Origin of the sequence: Lentisphaera marina, assembly GCF_028745505.1 — a bacterium.
GTDB lineage: Bacteria > Verrucomicrobiota > Lentisphaeria > Lentisphaerales > Lentisphaeraceae > Lentisphaera > Lentisphaera marina.
The window spans coordinates 542583-563498 of the sequence record NZ_JAQZZL010000002.1 but is presented as its reverse complement, the minus strand read 5'-3'; the positions used below and the strand labels follow the sequence as shown (position 1 = coordinate 563498).

The 20916-nt window shown below is 39.0% G+C and carries 5 protein-coding genes; all 5 read right to left on the bottom strand.

Annotation, left to right across the window (positions count from 1 at the left end):
• Nucleotides 1-28: 28 nt before the first annotated feature.
• Nucleotides 29-1462: an IS5 family transposase gene (locus tag PQO01_RS13535; RefSeq protein WP_274314608.1), complete on the bottom strand. Its 1434-nt coding sequence runs from the start codon at nt 1460-1462 to the stop codon at nt 29-31.
• A 24-nt stretch (nt 1463-1486) separates the two neighbouring features.
• Nucleotides 1487-2974 (bottom strand): IS66 family transposase, encoded by a 1488-nt coding sequence (tnpC, locus tag PQO01_RS13530; protein ID WP_274314606.1) that lies wholly within the window; start codon nt 2972-2974, stop codon nt 1487-1489.
• A gap of 46 nt (nt 2975-3020) precedes the next feature.
• On the bottom strand, nt 3021-3332 hold the full coding sequence (gene tnpB / locus PQO01_RS13525) for an IS66 family insertion sequence element accessory protein TnpB (RefSeq protein ID WP_274314605.1): 312 nt from the start codon (nt 3330-3332) through the stop codon (nt 3021-3023).
• A gap of 568 nt (nt 3333-3900) precedes the next feature.
• Nucleotides 3901-5454: a hypothetical protein gene (locus tag PQO01_RS13520; protein ID WP_274314604.1), complete on the bottom strand. Its 1554-nt coding sequence runs from the start codon at nt 5452-5454 to the stop codon at nt 3901-3903.
• 18 nt (nt 5455-5472) lie between these two features.
• Nucleotides 5473-20583 carry a hypothetical protein gene (locus PQO01_RS13515; RefSeq protein ID WP_274314603.1) on the bottom strand — a complete coding sequence of 5037 codons (15111 nt, stop codon included), beginning with the start codon at nt 20581-20583 and terminating at the stop codon, nt 5473-5475.
• Nucleotides 20584-20916 lie beyond the last annotated feature (333 nt).

Below are 20916 nucleotides of genomic sequence, written 5' to 3'. Positions count from 1 at the left end.
TGCAATAAAAAGTCTTAGTATTTAGGGCTTACTGAATTACTCGCCTTTTGAAATGCTCATTCTCGTTAATGAGACTTATAAAACAATAAACGTGCGCGAATAGCTGCTTATAATACTGGCCGAAAAGTGACAAAAAGGCTAAAGCCTTATCCAAGTTCATCACCATGAATACTAAAGCAATAAGTGTTTCGGATGAAGTCCTGGTTTTCGTAAAGATTCGATCGAGTTTATAGCGTCTTTTGGCTACACCAAAACAGCCCTCTACTTCATTTCTTATAGCTTCATCCTGGCGTTGTATTTCCTTTTGTTCTTCACGTAAAATCGCATCTTTGGGAGGTCTTCCAAGACTGGGTCCACTTATCCTTATTCCGTGTTTTTTACAATACGCTCGATTTTCTTTAGTTCGGTAGATTTTATCAGCATGTGCTGATTCGGGATAATAACCGAAACGCTCTTTATATTTTTCAACTTGTGAAATTAGTTCGGTTCCTTCATTATAAGAATCAAAACTAATCGTATCGACAAAGGTCCAGCCATCGACGACACTGATAGATATTTTAGCTCCGAACTCTGTATGAGCTCCAGCTTTCCCGCGAACAATGGGACGAATATGTGGTTGGTGAATACTTACAATGCGATCATCAACACTTGTTACTTTATTATCATACATGTATTGCTGTTGTTGATAAAGTGTCCCGATCACCAGTAGTTCGCGGTATAAACTAGGTTTCAATAGCCCCAGATCGGCATGCTTTTTGAGTTCATTTATACTAGCGAGGTTCCTCCTTACACAATGAAGTTGTCTATTAATCACTTCACGCCTTTTCTTTTTCGATACACGTTTTTTTAGGACAACACTTAAAAAGATTTTTCTGCCGTCTTCACGATAAGTCCGAGGCTTGACCTTATCTTCGGTATTAAAGCGATGACGCCAAAGAATATCGATGATTTCTTCAGTTTTTTCGCGGGCTTTGTTTAGTAAACCAAGATCTGTTGGATAGTGAATATCAGCAGGGACACAACTAGCGTCAACAATTAAAGCACCCTTATTTGACGGAGGATCATTGTCTGAATCCTTATCGGAGTCTTCTTCTTTTGGACGTGTTGTTTTATGTAATAAATCATCAATATCTTTAATATCCTGAGCTCCAAAACGCTTTCGAAAATGAGTCATCATACTCGGATCAAAAGGTGATTCCTGCTTATATCTTTCAAACCCCAAGAAATATTGAAGGTAGGGGTTTTCAGAAATCATTTCTACAGTTTCTTCATCAGTTAAACTCAGCTTTACTTGAATGATCAGGGAACCAAATGCAGTTCTTGCAGGTAGAGCTTTGGGCCCAGTATGGCTGGTGAAATTTAGTGCATAAATTTCTTCTACATCTTTCCATGGTATTGTTGCCGCTAGCTTGACCCAGCGATTATTGATATTGAGTGTTCCGTCTAGAAAAGTAAGCGTCAATTAAGCTCAGTTATTTGGTAGGAGTCAGCTTAAAAAAGTCTCTTTTTTCCAGTTTTGTGGGAGTAGTTCACTTAGTTTATCTTTTGGATGGTCAGTAATTCGTCTGAGTGCGTCCTCTAAATATTCTTTTGGATTGAGGTGAAGCTTGCGGCAAGTCTGAACTAAAGAAATGATATTAGCCGCAGCTTGACCACCTTTTTCACTCCCGAAAAAGAGCCAGTTTTTCCTGCCAATCGTAAGGGGGCGAATTGCTCGTTCACTCACATTATTATCAATACGGGCATCCGGGTATTTGAGAAAAGTTTTAAAAGCCTCTTGGCGTTTGAGTATATACTCCATCGCGGTCTTAAGTTTACCTTTAGGTTCACATGCTTTGTAGTAATGGTCTTGGATATGTTTTAGGAGATCATTCACAAAAGATTTTGTTTTATCATCGCGGAATTTTTGACGTTGTTGCGAGCTATCAAGAGTCCATGCATCTTGCTCAAGCGCAAAGAGCTTATCCATCAAAATGAGCACCTGTTTACAGAATACATTTGGATTCGGTGTATCAAAAAACTTACGTCTAGCATGAGCCCAACAAGCCTGCCAATCGATACCGTCGAGCTTATCCATTTTTTCGTAAGCAGCAAAGGCATCCGCGTGAAAAACTCCTTGGAAGTCTTTCATACGATCTAAAGTATGGGAATGTGAGCGGTCTTTGGTAAACTCGAACCAAACTAGAGGTGGATCTGGACCATCGCCACCAACATAAACCCAAATCCGACCTTCTTGAAGTTTTCCTTTGCCCTTGGTCTGAAGTTTAACCGGACTATCATCAGTAAAAACTCTTGATGAGTTTAGGATCTGATCTCGCAACAAATCTCCTAGAGGCTGTAGAGTCTCTCCTAGCTTAAGAACCCATTTGGAAAGTGTCTGCCGGGCAATCACAAGTCCATCGCGTTGGAGTTGTTCTTCTATGCGATAAAGAGGGAGGTGGTCAGCATATTTCGAGATGAGTATATGTGATAATAGACTCACATCTGCTCGACAGCCGCTTATGGGATGGCTGGGTACTGGCGCGGAGATGATCCCCGCTTTTGAGTTGTTTGGGATATTATATTTACGAATATGAGTCTCTATAATTTTATAACGACCATGAACGTAAACAAGTTTTTCTGATATATCGAATCCCATGAACTTTAGTTCAACACCAGTTATGGGATCGGTTTTTTCATCATCAGGCAAATCAATGATTTTGATTTCGCGTTCAGCATTATCAGGGAAACTGAAATGAGTAAAGGGTTTACGTTTTTTCTTCTTTTGTATGGTATTGACTTTGGATGGTTCATCCCTTACCGGTGAATTTGGCTCTCCAAGCCCCTTAAGGTATTCAGCCAGTACAGGAAAAGTATCTGAGTTATCAAAGACTACTGTTTCTTTTTTTCGACCATAAAGTTGCGCTTTCAGATAGGCGTTTTCTTCTTCTAAAAAAACAACTTTTTTGGTGAGATTTTCAACAGTTTTTATCATCAAATACTATAGTGTAAAAGCATGGTTTTACTACTGAAAAACTCTACTATTTGAGCTTAAAGTAGGCTCCTTTGCAGCAGTGAATCATTAATAGGAATTCCCGAAAACTAAGCTCAGTTTTAGCTTCGGATATATCGCTAAAAGTTCCGCGTTCCAACTGTTTATTAAAAATGCAAAAACCACCCTCATCCCAGTAGAGACCTTTCAGTAAGTTACGGCGTCGATTTACGAAAAGGTAGACATCTCCTGCGAAGAGTTTTTCTAGATCACTTAGCGCAGTTAAGCCATTAAAGCCTTTGCGGAGGTTCACGGGTTCGGGATGAAGTTTTAACTTACGGTCTTTAAAATATTCTAACATAGTATCTCCTGGGGTTAGCCAAGAGCCTACTTCAAGAACTGATCCTCGGGACATGGTTCAAATTGCCCCTTACCTAGAAAATAAGGTAGATTGGCCATTTTGGGCTCTGTGCCCGTATTTTTATACATCTTATGCAAACCTAATGATTGTTTTGAGGGGTTTTGTTTGCATGTAATATAGCATAATTACCACTTATCTCATTGACTATAAGTAATATATGACTTAATAAGTGAGCCCTATTTACTTACAAATTATGACCTTAAACATCGTTTATATTGACTCAAAGATCTATTCGCAAACTGGCTGAGCAATAACTAAAGCACTCACTTCAAATACTATATTTTCAATAAAAGAATCATCCATCTAACGATTCATGGTCATATATTATTATGTGAATGCTTAATTATAGCTTTCACACATCTAAACGATGGACTTTCAAACACTCTCAAAAGCCATATAAATGATTGATAAGTGTACTTAAATAAAGGCACACAATAACAAAGCTAGGTTTAAATATTAAACCTAGCCCGTAAAATCATGACTTGCCTTTTCAGTTAAGGTGATTGCTCTATACAATTCCTGTAAAAGTGTAAACACCTTCAGTCAAGGAAAGATTAGCACCAGCTGAACCTTCAACATCTAAGTCAATGCCATCCTTTGACCAAATATCACCTGAACTATTAGTCCATCCAGTGAGATCTATAGAAGATTTTGCAACACCTAAAATAGATGTATCAGATAAAAAACTATCTGCATCAACTTTAACACTTTTACCTAGATCTATGTTTTCAAAACCAGTAACTTGTGCGTCTTCTAAAAGAGATGTCATAATGATAAGTTTATCACCAAGATCTCCACCTCCATCTACAAGGCCCGTAAAACTCTTTGCCTTAGAGGAAAGTTCAATTTCATCACTCCCCTCACCTGCAAAAATTGAACCAGAGAAAGAAGCCACAGCCAGAAGTAAATCATCATCACCTGAACCAAGATCAACATCACCACTCATTAATTTACCTGCAAGGTTGACTTCATCTAAACCAGAGCCAAATGTAATATCACCTTCCATATTTGAAATTTTACTTTTCAGGAGGTCATTATCTCCATCACCAAAAGAAATATTACCCGTTACATCCTTTAAGGATAATAAATGAGCTATATCATCCCCTTCGCCAAAGTCGACACTACTAGCATAATTTGATAATTTGGCTGTAATTTCATCATTGCCACCACCAGTATTAAAAGAAGCTGTATTTAGACCCGTTTTGACATTAATAATGACTTCATCATCGCCTTCACCTGTATCAAGATCAGTTTCAAAACTTGTTACCTTTAGATTAAGGTAATCATCACCTCCACCTAAATCTATACTACCCTGAGCTGCTTTAGTTTTTAATTTAAGGACATCATCGCCAAGTCCGGCATCAATCATACCTGTAAAGGTGGGGACAGAAACACTAATCACATCATCGCCTTCACCACCTAGCACCTGTGCATCGGTACCAAACTGTTTTGCTGAAATTTTAATATTATCTGCACCAATGCCACCATCCACGGTACCCCAAAGGTTACCTTTTAATTGAATCGTGTCATCTCCTGCATCACCGTTGACAGTTGCATCATATTGATTTTTTACAGAAAGTTTAATAAGATCATTGCCTTCGCCACCATTAACTTCGCCTCCGAAGCCATCTAAAGCTTTAAGAGATATCTTATCTAAACCATCGCCACCATTAACAGTCCCAGTAAAATCTCCTTTAGAACTGATGGTAATTTTATCAGCACCCGACTCACCATTCACGGTGCCATCAACCCATTCGCCTTTCACAGCGATTTTATCATCACCAGCTCCTGTGTTAACAATACCTGAAAAATCTCGTAAAGACAATGCAACACTATCATTATTATCATAGAGATTAATAGACTCTTCAAAGCTCTGCATTTTGATTTTTACTTTATCAACTCCGCCCAGAGTACCCTGAATACTTTTTTGAAAAGAGCCTACAATATCATCTTTAATAGAGACTGACACATTTGCATTTTCATACAGACCTAGATCACTAATCTTACTCTGAAATTCATCAAGATCGTAAGTTGTGATTTTTGTTTTATAATTATTAGCCATTTTATATCTTCTCCGTAATTAGGCTGTTATAGCCGCAAAAGTTAATGTACCACCAGCATAGCTGATGAAATCAGTCGCAGGATCAATTGATATTGTACTTGTACCTAGGGTGAAAGTATCGATGACTGCGTCATTATAATCATTGGCTGCATCTTCAGTCCACAGACTTAAATCAATACTAGAACCTTCTGCACCATCAATAGTGAGATTGGCACCGTCTATTGCAATATTACCAGCATCCAAACTAACACCATCTTGGAGTATAATACTTGTAACATCATTAGTAATTGTACCTGTTAGTGATGATCCTTCTTGGAAGATAACTGTTTCAGTATTGTCGATCGTGCCTGCAAAAGCACCTGAAGTAATACTTATTGTGTCAGCACCTGCACCTAAATCAACGACTAAATCCTCACTTATTTCACCGAAAAGCTCAAGTGATTCAGCTGTAGCCACTCCAAGAGCGCCCCCTTGTATAGAGGTTGTCGCACCATCTACGGTTAAACTATTGCTTGTATTTGCACCAAGAATTAAGGTCTCTATATCAATGATAAGCATATCATCAGCAACCGTGGCGAAAGACACAGACTCAGTACCCGCTGCTGTACCTACTATTTGCTCAACACCTGTTGCTGTTAGGTTTGTCAGTGCAGTATCTCTAAGTAGCTGAACGTTCTCAAAGTTTTGAATAGTCGGTGCACCGCCGTCACCGATGATAATAGTATCAAAGTCATTGGCATTTTCACCACCATCAGCAATACCAGTATATCCTTGGCCAACAAAAACAGTATCATCACCTTCATTGGCATTGATGTCAATACCAAGACCATTTATATCATCATCAGTTCGATCCGTACCATCACCATTTGCAGTGAAGATGTCATCTCCACCGCCAAGTGTAATTGTCCCACTAGTCAGAGCATTGTCACCTACATCTAATGTATCTCCTTCATCTAGTGCTGCAATCAGTCCACCAGACAGGTCAATATTGTAAGTCACTGCTAAGTTCTCAACTGTGCTTAAGGTAAGGACTTCTGTTGCAGGGTCATTACCACCTAAACCCTCAACGTCAATTTCCATAACACCACCAACAATTCCTCCATTCAATTCACGAATGGATATAGTATTGTCGGTATTATTGTCAAGTAATAGGTTTTCGACATCCCAAATTGAACCATTAAATTCAATTTGATCTACGTCACCGCGGAGATCATTATCAAAGATCATCGTCTCTGCGCCCGCAGCCGTACCAAAAACTTTTGCGACATAATCATTATCATAGCCATCGTTCATGATATTACCTGCCAAGTTAACAGTTTCATCAAGAGCTCCACCATTAATGATAACACCATCGTTATCCCACCTAATAGTACCGCCTCCTGCGCCTTCTTTAGCAAAGTCAACAACTTCCCAGCCGTCAGCTTGGAAAACATATGCACCATTAATGTCAATAGTTTCGCCAATACCAGAATCTTGAAGAATCATGACTAAGCCAGTTTCTTCGTCAAAAATCATATCATCAAAACCATCGTTTAAATTAGCATCTAAATGATCTATATTTAATGAACGATCTGTAAAGGTGACATCTAATCTATCACCTTCTCCACCTGCAATAAATACATACTCAGGAGAAGTACCGACTCCTAAACCTAAGGCCTCAACTTCTGCACGGTCACTACCATCCATAATTACGTTACCTGCTAGGCTGGCAGTTAATGCATCTGCAAATGTAGTTACAAAACCATCGCCACCCACATCATCAGCATCAACTAATCCTGAGTCAGTACCACCATCATGCTGAATTGGATCAAGAGAAGTTATCGTATTTGTACCTTCGATATAAAGGTTTTCAACGTTACGTATTTGTGATGTCTGAGAAATACTCTCAGCATTGATGACTAAGACATCATCAGTATAATTATTATTAAATGTATCAACTACACGGTCAATACCATCACCAATGTACGTATCCTCAGTATTCTGAGATTGACCACGAAGGTCAATCACTTCAGTTGTCATACCTGCATCATAGTTAATGTAAACAAAATCAACGCCTTCATCGCCATTAATTTGCTCAGCTGAGTCATCATGTGTGAATTTATCTAACTTCTTCGACCAAACTTCCCCTAAATCATCAGTCACACCTGTACCTAAATTGATATTTTCAAAATGACTTAGGCGTCCCTCATATTCATTGAAGAGACTCAATTTAGTTATTGCTGAATCACCACCATTTCCTACGCCAGAGATGGAAGTTATATTATCATTGAATACAAAGTTTGTTGTATTAGCTGCAAGTTCTAAATTTGTGATATCACTTATCGAACCAATAAATTGATTTGTTAAGGTCAAGTTACTATCTAAAGCCACGAGGGGGTCAAGTGCTTTAGTTGCGTATTGACCAGTTGTGAATTCTGCATCAAAACGTAGATCTGGCATAATACCAACAATGGTAGTGAGGAATTCATCATTCGTAATTGTATAATTACCATCAATGTTGAGGTTCTCAAAATTACTTATTTCGATGCTATCAGTAACAGATGCAAGGTTAGGATCATTATAGAGACTTACAGTTTCGTCTTCTGCGTCAGAACCCTCAATAAGCTCTAGGCCACCACCCCAAGTCGTCAAGACTGAATCATCTTGTAACTTAACTGTTCCGATGTCACGAATGGCACCGACGTATTGTTGGGCAAATTCGAGATAAGAACCACCAGAACCAAAGATCCACTCGAGTTGATCGTCGAAGCTAATGTAGTTTTCAGCTCCATTGAGTGTTAATATCTCAATATCAGTCAAGTTACCAAAAGAAATATCTCCTGTGATTTCATCTCTACTACCAAAATTATTAATAAGAGTCAAGTCATCTTCAAAACCAATATTAACACCATCAGTTTGGCCCGTCACAGAAACGAGATCTATATCAGCATCCAATGAATACGTACTATCGAGTATCCTTTCATATTCTACGGCTTCAATCCCCGACAATGTACCGGTAAAGTTATCATCAAAAATAATGGTTTGGTGATTATCATCAGAGAATAATTCAATCACAGAATCATCATTTTGGAAGAGGTAGGTAATAGTTGTATCATCTCCGTCATGATTCCAAAGGTCTTCACCAAAGAGACCAATACGCTCAATACCTACATAACTATTAAATGCAAAACCTGTAGCGTAACCTAAGCCACTGTCAATTGAGGCGTATTGATCAACAATCAATGTATCTATACCTGCGCCACCGTTAATATCACCAGTGTAAGCCACTGAAGTTTCTAAACCGCCAATGAAATCTGGATCAACAGCATCAAGTATACCATCATTATCTTCGTCACCATCGGCAGCATTGTCAATCCGTAAAGAGTCATCGCCTTCACCAAGGTTAATATCGCCACCATCAAAGCCGGTAATATCTAAAGTTTCATCACCAATTGCAGAATTTATGGTAATAAAATTTGGACCGACTGTATCAGTATCAACCAGTGTAAGGTTTGCACCATTGGCAAGTGTTACTGTATCGAGGTCAATCGATTCAACTTCAGCTTCTGAACTGATGCCCATAGTTAATTCTTTAAGGTTTGTGGATGTAAACTGATTGAAAGAATTTTCAGCTAGTACAAGGTGATTGAGGTCGTCCACTGTAGCTCCTGCGACACTGAATACATCGCCACTTTCAAATATAACTTCACCATTGGCAGGTCCAGTACCTTCGATTGAACCAATACTATCAAAGCCCTCTGGAACGGTTAAACTAAAATCTGCATCAGTAGATATAATGGTGATTGCATCTCCAGACACAACACCTTCAAAATTCTCAATACCTACACCAACACCGATATCAACATAATCAGAAACATCGTCAATTGAGATGAGAATATCGTTATCACCACCACCTCCATCTAAAGTGGTAGTTGCATTTATAAGACCAGTTAGTACACCAGTACCTAAAGTCACCAAATCATCATCATCTCCAGCATCCAGAGCACCATCATAATTCTGTCCAAGCGTGATCGTATCTTCACCAGAGCCACCGGCAATGGTCACAGTCACATCGTCACCCAATTCAAGAGAGTCATCACCGGCGCCAAGGTCAATACCCGTTGCAACAATAGGAACAAAGTTAAGAGGATCAGAGCCTACTTCTGGACCATCTCCATCACCAGCATCCAAATCCGTATCGGCATCTCCATCAACATAATCTGCAATGCCATCACCACCTGTGATGATATCGTCACCATCGAACATTTCTACAGATATTCTCTGACCGTCACTAATCACGAGTTGATCTTGAACCACAGTCATACCTGTAATCACACCATCCATAGTTATACTCGTACCGACAGAGAAGGTATAAGTTTGATCAGATGGATCATAAGAATTACCCGTACTATTTGGATCTACGAGTAATGTAAGAGTCACATCACCACGAGTGAAAATATGTTCTGTCCCATCGACATAATCATTATTTTCGTCTTCAGTCCAAGTACTTAAATCAAGAACGCCACCAATTTCACCGCTAATCGTTGCGTCACTAAGAACATTAGCCTGCATCTGTACCGTAAAGGTAATGGTCTCTGCGCCACTAATTGTTCCTGTGTAGTTATCTACCTGAAGGTTAAGCGTGTCCTCACCATCACCTAGGTCAATATCTAAAGTATTGTAAACAAGTGCACCCAATTCATTTAAAGTTAAGACCTCATCACCGGCACCAGTTGTGTCAATATCAGTCAAGGCACTCTCACCAGCGAGTGTGCCACTATCATCTTGAAGGGTGATGCTATTAACAGAATTTTCTGATAAAGTCAATCTTTCTAAATGATTAATGGCGACATTAGTTAAGGAACTATCTACAGTTAAATGATCAATCTCGATGCCATCTGAAGCATTAACTTCTGTTAGGGCAGAAGCTGCACTTAGCTCTATAGCCAAACCATCTGCGCCAAAATTTAGTGTTTCCAAACTTCCATCGTCAATTAATGAACCATCATTCATTACTGTGAGCTCTTCCACACCAGAAATATTGAGAACCGCATTATTACTAACGGTAAGAGACTGAACATCTGCATCACCAGTGATAGTTGTAAGGTCCGCACTAGCGTCAACAAGCTGAGTGATACTATTTCCTACAATATTAACTGTTTCAATTTGATCAATATTCAGAATACCAGAGTCCGCAACATTAACTGTCAACTCTTCAGAGCCAGCCGCTCCCGTCACAAGACTAAGTGCACTTGCATCACTTATTGTGACAGATTCATCGGCGTCTGCCAGTGTGACATTGGTTAAAATATTGACACTGTTATCGATAATATTAGAGCTACCAGTTTCTGAATCAAGAGTTATGTCTGCTATATCTGTAAGTGCAATTTGCTGATCATTATTACCAGATAAAACCACTGTGTGACCATCGAGACCCATGAGGTCCCCTTCAATGCTCATCAAATCACCTGTATTATCAATTGTCAGAGACGCCAATGCAACCGTTGCGTTAATCGCTACTCGTTCAAGTCTGCTATTACCTTCTTCATCGGTGATGGTCAAGATTGTCGATCCGTCACCAACTACTGTAAGCTCTTCAAGCTCTGAAACATCAATTTCTTCAACTGCCGTATCTAAAATAACGGCTTCAGTACCAACACCACTATCACCAGTAATTGTATTAATTGCACCAGCATTAGAAAGTGTGATCTGAGCATCACGACCCAAGACAAGGTTTTCAAGAGTACTAAGTACTGAGTTATCAGTTACTGTATTAGTCACGCCATAATTACCACCAAGTAGAGTAAGTGATTCAAGCTCATTGACGCTTATATTAGCATTATGGTCTTGAATCGTTAAAGACTCATCTCCAAAAGAGTTACCTGAAACGTCCTGGAGGTTAGAGCCATTCTCTACAATTACGCTACTTCCTTGACCAATTGTGAGCGTATTTAGCTCACCATTATCACTTAATGTTGCACTATTCTCGATTGTGAGTTCAAATAGATCGCTAATTGAGATTTCTGCATCAGCAGTATTGCCCTCGATTTCCAAGACCTCATTGGTGATGCCACCTACAACTGTACTTAAAGCACTTGCATTTGTTACTATTGTCGTTCCAGCTGCGATATCATTGAGACTTAAAGTTTGTAAATTCTCATCAGCGTTAATTTCTGCTGCAGTATCAATCTCTAAACTTTCAATGTCACTAACAGTCAGATCAGTATTACCTTCCAAAATCAGCGATTCACTAGTACCTGCATGACCAACCGCATTTGTTAAAGAGCCCGCATTAACTACAGTTACATCAATATCTGCAGCAAGATTAATCTCTTCTAAATCGGCATCAGCAACATCATCTGTAATTGTAGCACTATTAGCCACAGTTAGTGATTCCAGTTCGTCGATAGATAAGTCGTCGTTCCCACTAATCACCAGTTCTTCATAATCCGTATCAGTACCACTAACCGATGCTAATACGCCTTCATCTGTAATAGTTACTTTATTACCGTCGGCAATATTTAATGTGTTCACACCTTTTGTGTTTAAATTTGCATTATTTATATCAACAGTCAGTACATCTAAGCCCGTGCCTAGGTTGATCTCCAAACCATCTAGAGCCGTACCACTAAGGGCTAGATTCTCATCTCCACTAGCAGAGTTAACTTTCAAAAGGTCATTATCAATTAGCAAACTATTATCAGAACCGGAAGCTAAGGTAATCTCTTCAATATCTTCTAGTTCAGCATTTAAATTGCCTGCGGTAATAATAACGGATTCTGTGAGTTCTTTAGCTTCTTCACCTTCGCCTTCACTTTCTTCTTTACCAACAATTTCTTGAACACTAGTCGCCGCAAACTGAGCATCTTCTACTCCAGCTTCTAATTGAACTTTTTCAACATTTAGAATACTTCCACTTTCGAAATTATCCGTAAGTACCACCGTATCAAAGTCGTCTCCGCCATCAATTGTACCATTGAATTTCAAGCCTGCTTCAATTGTATCATCACCTTCTAGTGTATTGACTTCTAGAGAATTCGAAGAACCCGAAAGGGTGATTTTATCTGGGTCACCATTTGTAGTGATATCGGCAATATTACCATCGACTTCAACCGTATTAACCGTGCCTAGAAGAGCGAGATTTTCGATATTTGACACAGACCCATCAAAATTATTTTCCATAGTTGCTGTTTGAACAACAGTTTTGGTACCTACAAGCTCTTCAATATCAGAACCCTCTAGAGAAAAGACGTCATCAGTAGTGACAGTAACTTTTTCAAAACCAGTCACTGCTGCACCAACATCGATGTTGCCTTTAAAGGTAATTTCGTCTTGGAGCTCTTCTCCTTCTTCGTTTTTACCCGCTGCTCCACCATCGACCGATCCAGTGTAAGTGCCATCGATAGAAACTATATCAGTACCACCACCAGTAGAAATATCTGCAGCTTGTACATCAATAGTTATCTTATCATCACCAGCACCCGTATTGATTAGACCAGTAACTGTATCGGCATTCAGGACATTGTCCCCACTTCCAAGGCTAACTGCCCCGTCAATAGTTTCAGCATTAATCGTGTCAGCTCCATCGCCTGCACTTATGTCAATATCTATTGAATCTACAGTGAGTTTATTATATCCGGCGCCTAAACTAATAGTGTCAATGTCAGCACCAGAATCAAAGATATCATCTACAGTTACTGTATCGGCATCTTTACCAAGGCTTATGCTACCTGTTATAGTATCTGCTGTGAGAACATTGGCACCATTATCAAGATCTATATCACCAGTGTGTGATGTCAAGGTCACTGTATCAACGTCACCACCAGCATCAATAGTACCTACACTCGTACCTTTAATGTCGAGTTTATTATCTCCAGCACCTAGATCTATATCCGTTGTGTCCAACACACCATCAACAACACCTGTGTATGTACCTTTAATCAAGATTGTATCATCACCTGATCCAGCATCTACATCACCCAATATTGTTGTGGCTGTCAGACTGTCATTATCAGCACCTAAATCAACGTCGCCATCTATCGTATCGACCACATTAATTGTATCCGCTCCAGTACTTGCTGAGATATCGCCAGTTAAGTTTTCAGCTGTAAAGCTATCCGCACCTTCACCTAAAGTGATTTCTGACGTAGCTGTAAGATCACCAGAAACTGTAATTGTATCATTACCTGCACTGCCATCAATTGTACCATCGAAGTCACCTGTAATAGCAACAGAATCGTTTCCTGTACCTAATTCGACAGATACATTTTTGGCACCTTCTTTAATGGTAATAGTATCATTGCCAACTCCCGCATCAACTATGAGTTCAGTTCCAGAAGCAAACCCAAATTCATCTACGTTTAACAAGGCATCTATTTCAATTGTATCGTCGCCTTCACCAGCGTCAATGGCGCCCATGTTATTTTTACCAACAGAAATAGTATCTGCTCCAACCTCTGCAAAAATATCACCCGAGTTACGATCATCAACAGTAATGCTATCATCACCACCACCACCTTTGATTATACCTACATGATCATCGTCAGCAGTAATTGTGTCATTATCTAAACCACCATCAATTTCACCAAGATGACCATCATCAACGGTAATCGTATCAGCGCCTCCTTCACCATAGATATCGACATCAGAATTATCCATCGCTTCGCCGTTAAATGTGTCGTCACCTGTTCCCAGGTTAATTTCCCCTGTGAAGCTTTTGTTATCACCAGGGCCAGATACTGTATCATTGCCATCACCAGCATTAACAGTAATAAAGCCATTAGCATTTTCTGCAATAGTAAATGTATCTGAATCTTCACCAGTATCTATAGTAGCAAAGCCTTTAACACCCCCTCCTACTGTGACGACATTGGCACCATCACCTAAATCAACATTCAGGTTTTGCCCTGTTTCATTGAAGTGAAGTCTTACTGTCTCGGCTAAGTGGGCATCCCCGTTTGAGAGCTGATAGTCAACGAAGACATCATTCCCCATGTCATGATCACCGTTACGCAATGATAGAATGTTAGACGAGCCTGCACCAAGGTTAATCTGCTCTACATCAAATAGAGAGGCATTTAAGCCTTCACCATCTTCACCAATTGTAAAAGTGTCATCATTATCTGTACCAATTACTTTGGCAACATGGTCATTCTCTAGTCCATCATCGAAACTGTAGAAAGTGTAATCTGTATCGCCGCTAATAAAATCAGTATCGAGATTATATTGATCTGGATTATTCATATCGATCACGATGTTACCATCGGCAACAAAGACGTAATTATCAGTATCATCTTTATTGGTAAAGCCTTCACCGATACCAGAATCTTGAACTTGGAAAATCACATTGTGTTCTTCGTTGTAGAAGAAGTCATCAATACCATCGTTAAAGACATTGTAGGCACCAGTTATGAGGTTAACTAATTCATCTAGATCGGACCCGTGCTCAAACACATCAAGTTCTAAACCTGCACCACCATCAATCTTAATAATTCCATTGACATCTGCAGAATCAATATCATAGACTGACCATTCATTATAACCGACATAAGTCAAATCCGCAGGATTGGTGTTAAAGTCATGTTGGAAGGCGGCAAAATCTAATTCACCTTCAATATCCAAGTAAATATCTTCGGCATTTTTGATAACACTCTGCGGATCTAGACCACCTGCTTTTAATACAATACGGTCATTTTCAAGGTAGCCAGCATCAAAGTTATTATTCATGAGATCAATTTCATTGATCGCAATTTCTGAATCACCGTAATCAATTGCCACAAAATCATTGTGATTATCACCATGAATAAATTCAAGTGAACCATCATGTTTAAAGACGTGACGAGTACCATATGTTAATAAGTCATTTTCTAACTCAGCGATGTAGTCATCCTGTGTCGCAAAATCAAACTCAGATTTTAAGTAGAGATTATCCGTAGCTACACCAAATTTTCCTATGATCTCACTTTGTAAAACATTTATGTAGGCATCGCGATCGATATAATCATCATATCCAGGAAGTGTACCACCTGCATTAGTGATTTCGTCTTCCATATCATCGAGGTATAAATCATAATCAATATAGTCTGTACTTGTTGAATCAAGAACTGTATTGTAATCGACTGACAAGGCTGGATCAATAGCTACAGCATCCCAATATTCTTCAACTGTTAAACCAGTCGTTCCATCGCCGTACTGAACTGCTAAGGCAGAAAAATACTCTTCATCAGAAGCAAAGTCATCGCGGTTGACATGCAAAGGCTTATCTACTGCATTAAATAAACCATAATTTGAGTCCAATACAGATTGCACCATATCTTCAAGAGTTTCCTCATAGAGGACATTATCAAAATAACGCGGGTCAGCTTCGTCTAAATCAGCACCCAGTCCTTCTAAAGCTAAGATATAAGCATCTGTATCTAGGATCTCTTTATTGATGACTGCTTCAGCATTGTTGTTTGAATAATCATAAACAAATTTCGGTAAGAGCACTTCGCTGAAAGCGAGAACATCTAAGTTGTTAATCTCGGAGAAAATCGCGTCGTCTTGGTAAGCTTCATGGTCAGTAAGTAAGGTCGCACCAGTAAAAGTCGATGCACCACCTGAACCACCATTACCAGAGATTTCAGTTACATTATTAACTTCAACTATATTTAAGCTAGTACCTTGTGCAAGATGTAGGGACCCCATATTACTTGCACTACCAATATACTCGTTAGAGAGTGTAACACCCGATGCCTCACCTACAAAAAAATCATAATCAGCATAGTCGTACACATCTGACAAACCGAATTCATAGCCATTACTCAAGGCATCAATATTTGACAAGAACTCATCATTATCAATAGAAAAAGCGCCTTCAATATAAAGGTTTTCTAGGTTTGTAAGACGTATAGACATGCCAGAATCACCAAGAGCTGATGCATCATAGAGACCTATAGACTCATCATCTGCTGAAGTTGCATTAATCTCTGAAATTGCTCCACCCCAAGTACGAAGTAAGGAGCCACTCGTTTCTAAATTTAGAGTGGCAATATCTTTAATAACACCCACATACTCGTATTTAAGAGTTAATTCGTTTGAGCCCGTGCCTGCTAAATATTCAACATCAGCATCATGAATGAGGAAATTTTCATCACCAAGCAAGCTAACAAATTCAACATTTGAAACTTCACCCCAAACATCAACACCTTCTGTATCAACATCATCACTACCAAAGTTATTAATTAAAGTCAAGTCGTCTTCCAAGCCGAATCGACCGTCGATACCCTCAACTTCTGTTAAAAACTCATCTTGATCGATTGTGTAAGTTCTTTCATTACCTTCAAAAATAACCTTATCAATTGCCTCTAATACACCATTATAATTATCATTGAGGATAAAGGTTTCAAAACCATCTTCTGAACCAAAGATTCGTACAACGCTATCTAAATTATCAAAGCGAAATCCATCTTCAGATGTTCCAAATAGGCCGAAGACTTCAAAATTAGTATAATCAAAATTCAACTGTGATCCAGCGTCATCAACAATGAGTGTATCTTCACCATCACCACCTCGAAGAACTCCGGAAAATTGACGACTTGTCTCTGTGACAGGAATTAGGTTATCTGCACCTGAACCTGAGTCACTATCAGCAGGAACTATCACCCCTTCAAAAGTTATCGGCTGGCCGAACTTATCTAAGCCATCATCATCTATGCCATCGCCGTCCCTGTCTTGATCGTCAGCATCTTTGATCCCATCGTTATCCAAATCATTATCTATTACGTTATCAACTCTTACAGTATCATCACCAGAACCCAAATCTACAGTAACTTCCGTTGAACCAGTAAGATCTAATATCTCATCCCCAACACTCCCGTTGATAGTTACTAGCGTATCATTAAAATCCGTAATAGACAGATCTGAACCAGATGCCATATTCACAGTACTTAAAGTGTGCACAAGTGCATCAGACGTACTATTTTCGCCAAGAGTCAAGGTTTCTAAACCACTAGATACAAATTCATTATCGGACTCTGCGGCAAGAGTTAAATTTTCCAAGTCAGTCACTTGAGCACGTGCATCATTCACATCATCAACTAGATCGGCATTTGTTAACACCACTGTTTCTTGTTGTGTTATATCATCTGCTGCTGTGATTTTACTTACTAGATTGATAATCTCAGGTGTCACTAATGTCTGTCCCGCACCTACGATAATTTCATTTGCAACTACACTATTTTCAAAGTCAGCTAAATCAATATCCTCCCCAGTCTGGCCATTAATTATAGCGTTTGAGCCTAACTCACCTTCGACAATAATCGTATTACTACCTTCAGTATCGTTAATAGTACCATTAAAGTTAGAGCCTAGAATATATGTATCATCACCAAAGCCACCTTCTAATGTACCAGTTGCGTTATCGCCTACGGAAATAATATCGTTACCATCTCTACCTGCAACTGAACCTTTAAACTCATTACCCAATATTACTCTATCATCATCACCACCCATATCGATATCACTAGTAATGTTATCGTCTCCAGTAACAATATCATCACCACCTTTCATCTCAACACTTGCGTGAGCTTCTGATTCCAAGTGGATGTAATTATTCTCATCATTACCTTCGAAGCTATCAACGCCAACCCCTATTGTAACATCGGGGTTACCATCAACTTCATCACCTGTATCACCTGTATCACCTGTACCACCTGTACCACCTGTACCACCTGTGTCGCCTGTGTCGCCTGTATCATCAGGAAGATCATCATCACGATTAGTGACAGCGCCATCGGCAATTTGGAAATTCTTGATATTCGTTACATAAATATTTGAATTAGGTTCATTTTCTAAGATAACTGTTTCATCTCCACTAGAACCATGTATAGCTATCAAATGTTCGTCGTTATCAATACTCACAACGGTATTAGCAGATACATAGAGCGTTTCAATAAACTCAATACGCCCATCAAAGTCACTACTTAACTTTAAACTCTCCTCTCCATCCTCGGTACCAGAAATGAAACTTAAGTCGCCATTAATATCTTGTATTTCATTTTCAGTATCAGCACCTAATGTAATTTGTTCCAGCTCATTAACTTGACCTATAAAGGCTGAAGTCAGAACAATAGATTCATCCCCAGATTCGCCTTGAATATTCTCTAAAGCTTCGTCATTGACAATTGAGTACTCTCCATTTTTTGCTAAGCCTATACCTTCTAGATCACTTATTGAATGCAAGTAATCAAGTGATTCATAGGAAAACTCTAAAAACTCCGAACCTGCACCGCCCTGAATACTTGTTAAATGCTCATCAAAAAACTTCAACTCATTAATTGTGTCGTCTGCTAAAATTATTGTTTCAATATCGACAACACGTCCTGAAAATGCAGAAGTAAAGGTAATACTCTGATCGCCAAAACTACCCGCTACAAAATTCACATCATCTTCATTATCAATAACTGTTGACTGATCAACAACTTCAACACTAATACCATCAAAACCTTGATGAGTTCCAGTAAAGTTTTCTCCTTGAATCAATGAATTATCACCTTCTCCACCAATAATAGTCCCAGAGAAATTATCACCCACAACAATCTGATCGTCGCCCGCACCCGCATAGATAACGCCTGAGAAATTATCGCCTACAAAAATAGTATCTGATCCCTCACCGCCATACACAGCACCATCAAAATCATCTGACACTGTAATAACATCGTCACCATCACCTGTATTAACTATTACATCTTGACCATTAATTGTAATACTATCGTCGGCTGAACCTGTATAGATCTGCACACCTGCAGAATTGCTTGCATCAATTGTTTGAGAAAACCCATTTTCGTCCACAAGAATAAGCTCTTCAACATTGCTTAGGTAAATATTACCTAGAACATCCCCATTCACTATGTGCACAGAGTCCACACCCCAACCGCCATCAATTTCTACACTGTCAGTTAAGCCGCCTGCCAAAATCAACAAGTCATCTCCGTAGTCTAAGCTAATTGATTCAGGGCCACCTTCTCCTACAAAACGAAAAACATCATCACCTTTACTACCAAAGACATCACCCGTATTCATACTCAAAAGAACATCAACACCATTTATTCCTCTTGTAGAAACAGCATAAATATCCTCAGCAGCACTCAAAGCAAGCTTGGACTCCTCAACAACAATTAGCTGAGCATTGTATTCAGTCTCTTTAGCAAGCTGTTCTTCTTGATTATTTTGCGCAATTGCTGTACTCAATTCTTCCTCAATTTGCAACAAAAGCTCTTGCTGAGAACTATAATCTGACTGCGCATTCATCAACAACAACTGAGCTTCTTCTGGTGTATAAACCGTCCCAGCCCCTTCACCGCTAGACATCTCAGCCGCTCGTTCTTGATAATTATCAAATGTATTTTGAATTTTATCAGAATTGAAGTCCACCTTTTCCACATCATTAATACGTACGCCACCCTTTAAAGAGCCCTGAACTTCTACAGTGTCGAAACCGCCACCACCATCGATATCACCACTGAAATTCGATCCCCAAATAGTAATATCATCATCACCATCACTCGTTTCAATCTTACCAAAGAATGAAGTTGATGAAGTCAAAATATCAAGATTATCATCTCCTGAACCCGTATTAATAACACCTGAGAAAAAATCACCTTTTACAACGACGTCATCACTTCCTTCGCCTGTATCAAAAAAGCCGTAACTACGTGCCCCATCAATCAACAGGCTATCATCGTCTTCGCCTGTAGTAACAGTACCGTTAAAGTCATTCCCTTTGATTTGAACAAAATCTTCACCCGCACCCGTATTAATCTCTGCATCTTGTGTGAAAACTGAACCAGAGACAACAACAAAATCACCGCCATTGCCTGTATTAACTTGACCCGAAAAATTATTCCCTTTCAAATTAACCGTATCCGTGCCATCACCCGTTGAAATCAAGCCAGCAAACTGCTCATCTGAAACATTAACCTCATCACGACCACCGTTGGTTGTAATTGAACCAGAAAAGTTGGGTGCTTCAACATTAATAATATCGTTTAAGTCACTTGTCTCAATGTCACCTACATAGGAATCTGCTTTGATTGTGAGATTCGCATTGTCAATAGCGCCTACTGTTACGTTTTGGTTTGGATCTTCAATTGTTTCTTTTACTTCAGCCATGTGCCAGGATTCCTGAGTTAATTTAAATTATTATAAACACATTAAATTACTAAGCTAGAAACCCTTGTCAATTCTTTTACCAAAGCCACTAGGATAAAAAAGTCGGTATTTCTTGCTAATTAATTACTTTCTTCATCAAAAACATGCAGTGGATTATCAATTAACCTAAATTTAATACATATTTCGGCTTTTGTTTATAACACCTGTTTCTTATTTAAAACAAACCTCGGTTTGAGTTTAAAATAGTCGTTTAAATACACATCATTTCATATACTAATATGTATAAATATATAAATATGAAGACTCAAGAGAGTTTAAAACAGTGGTTTTTAC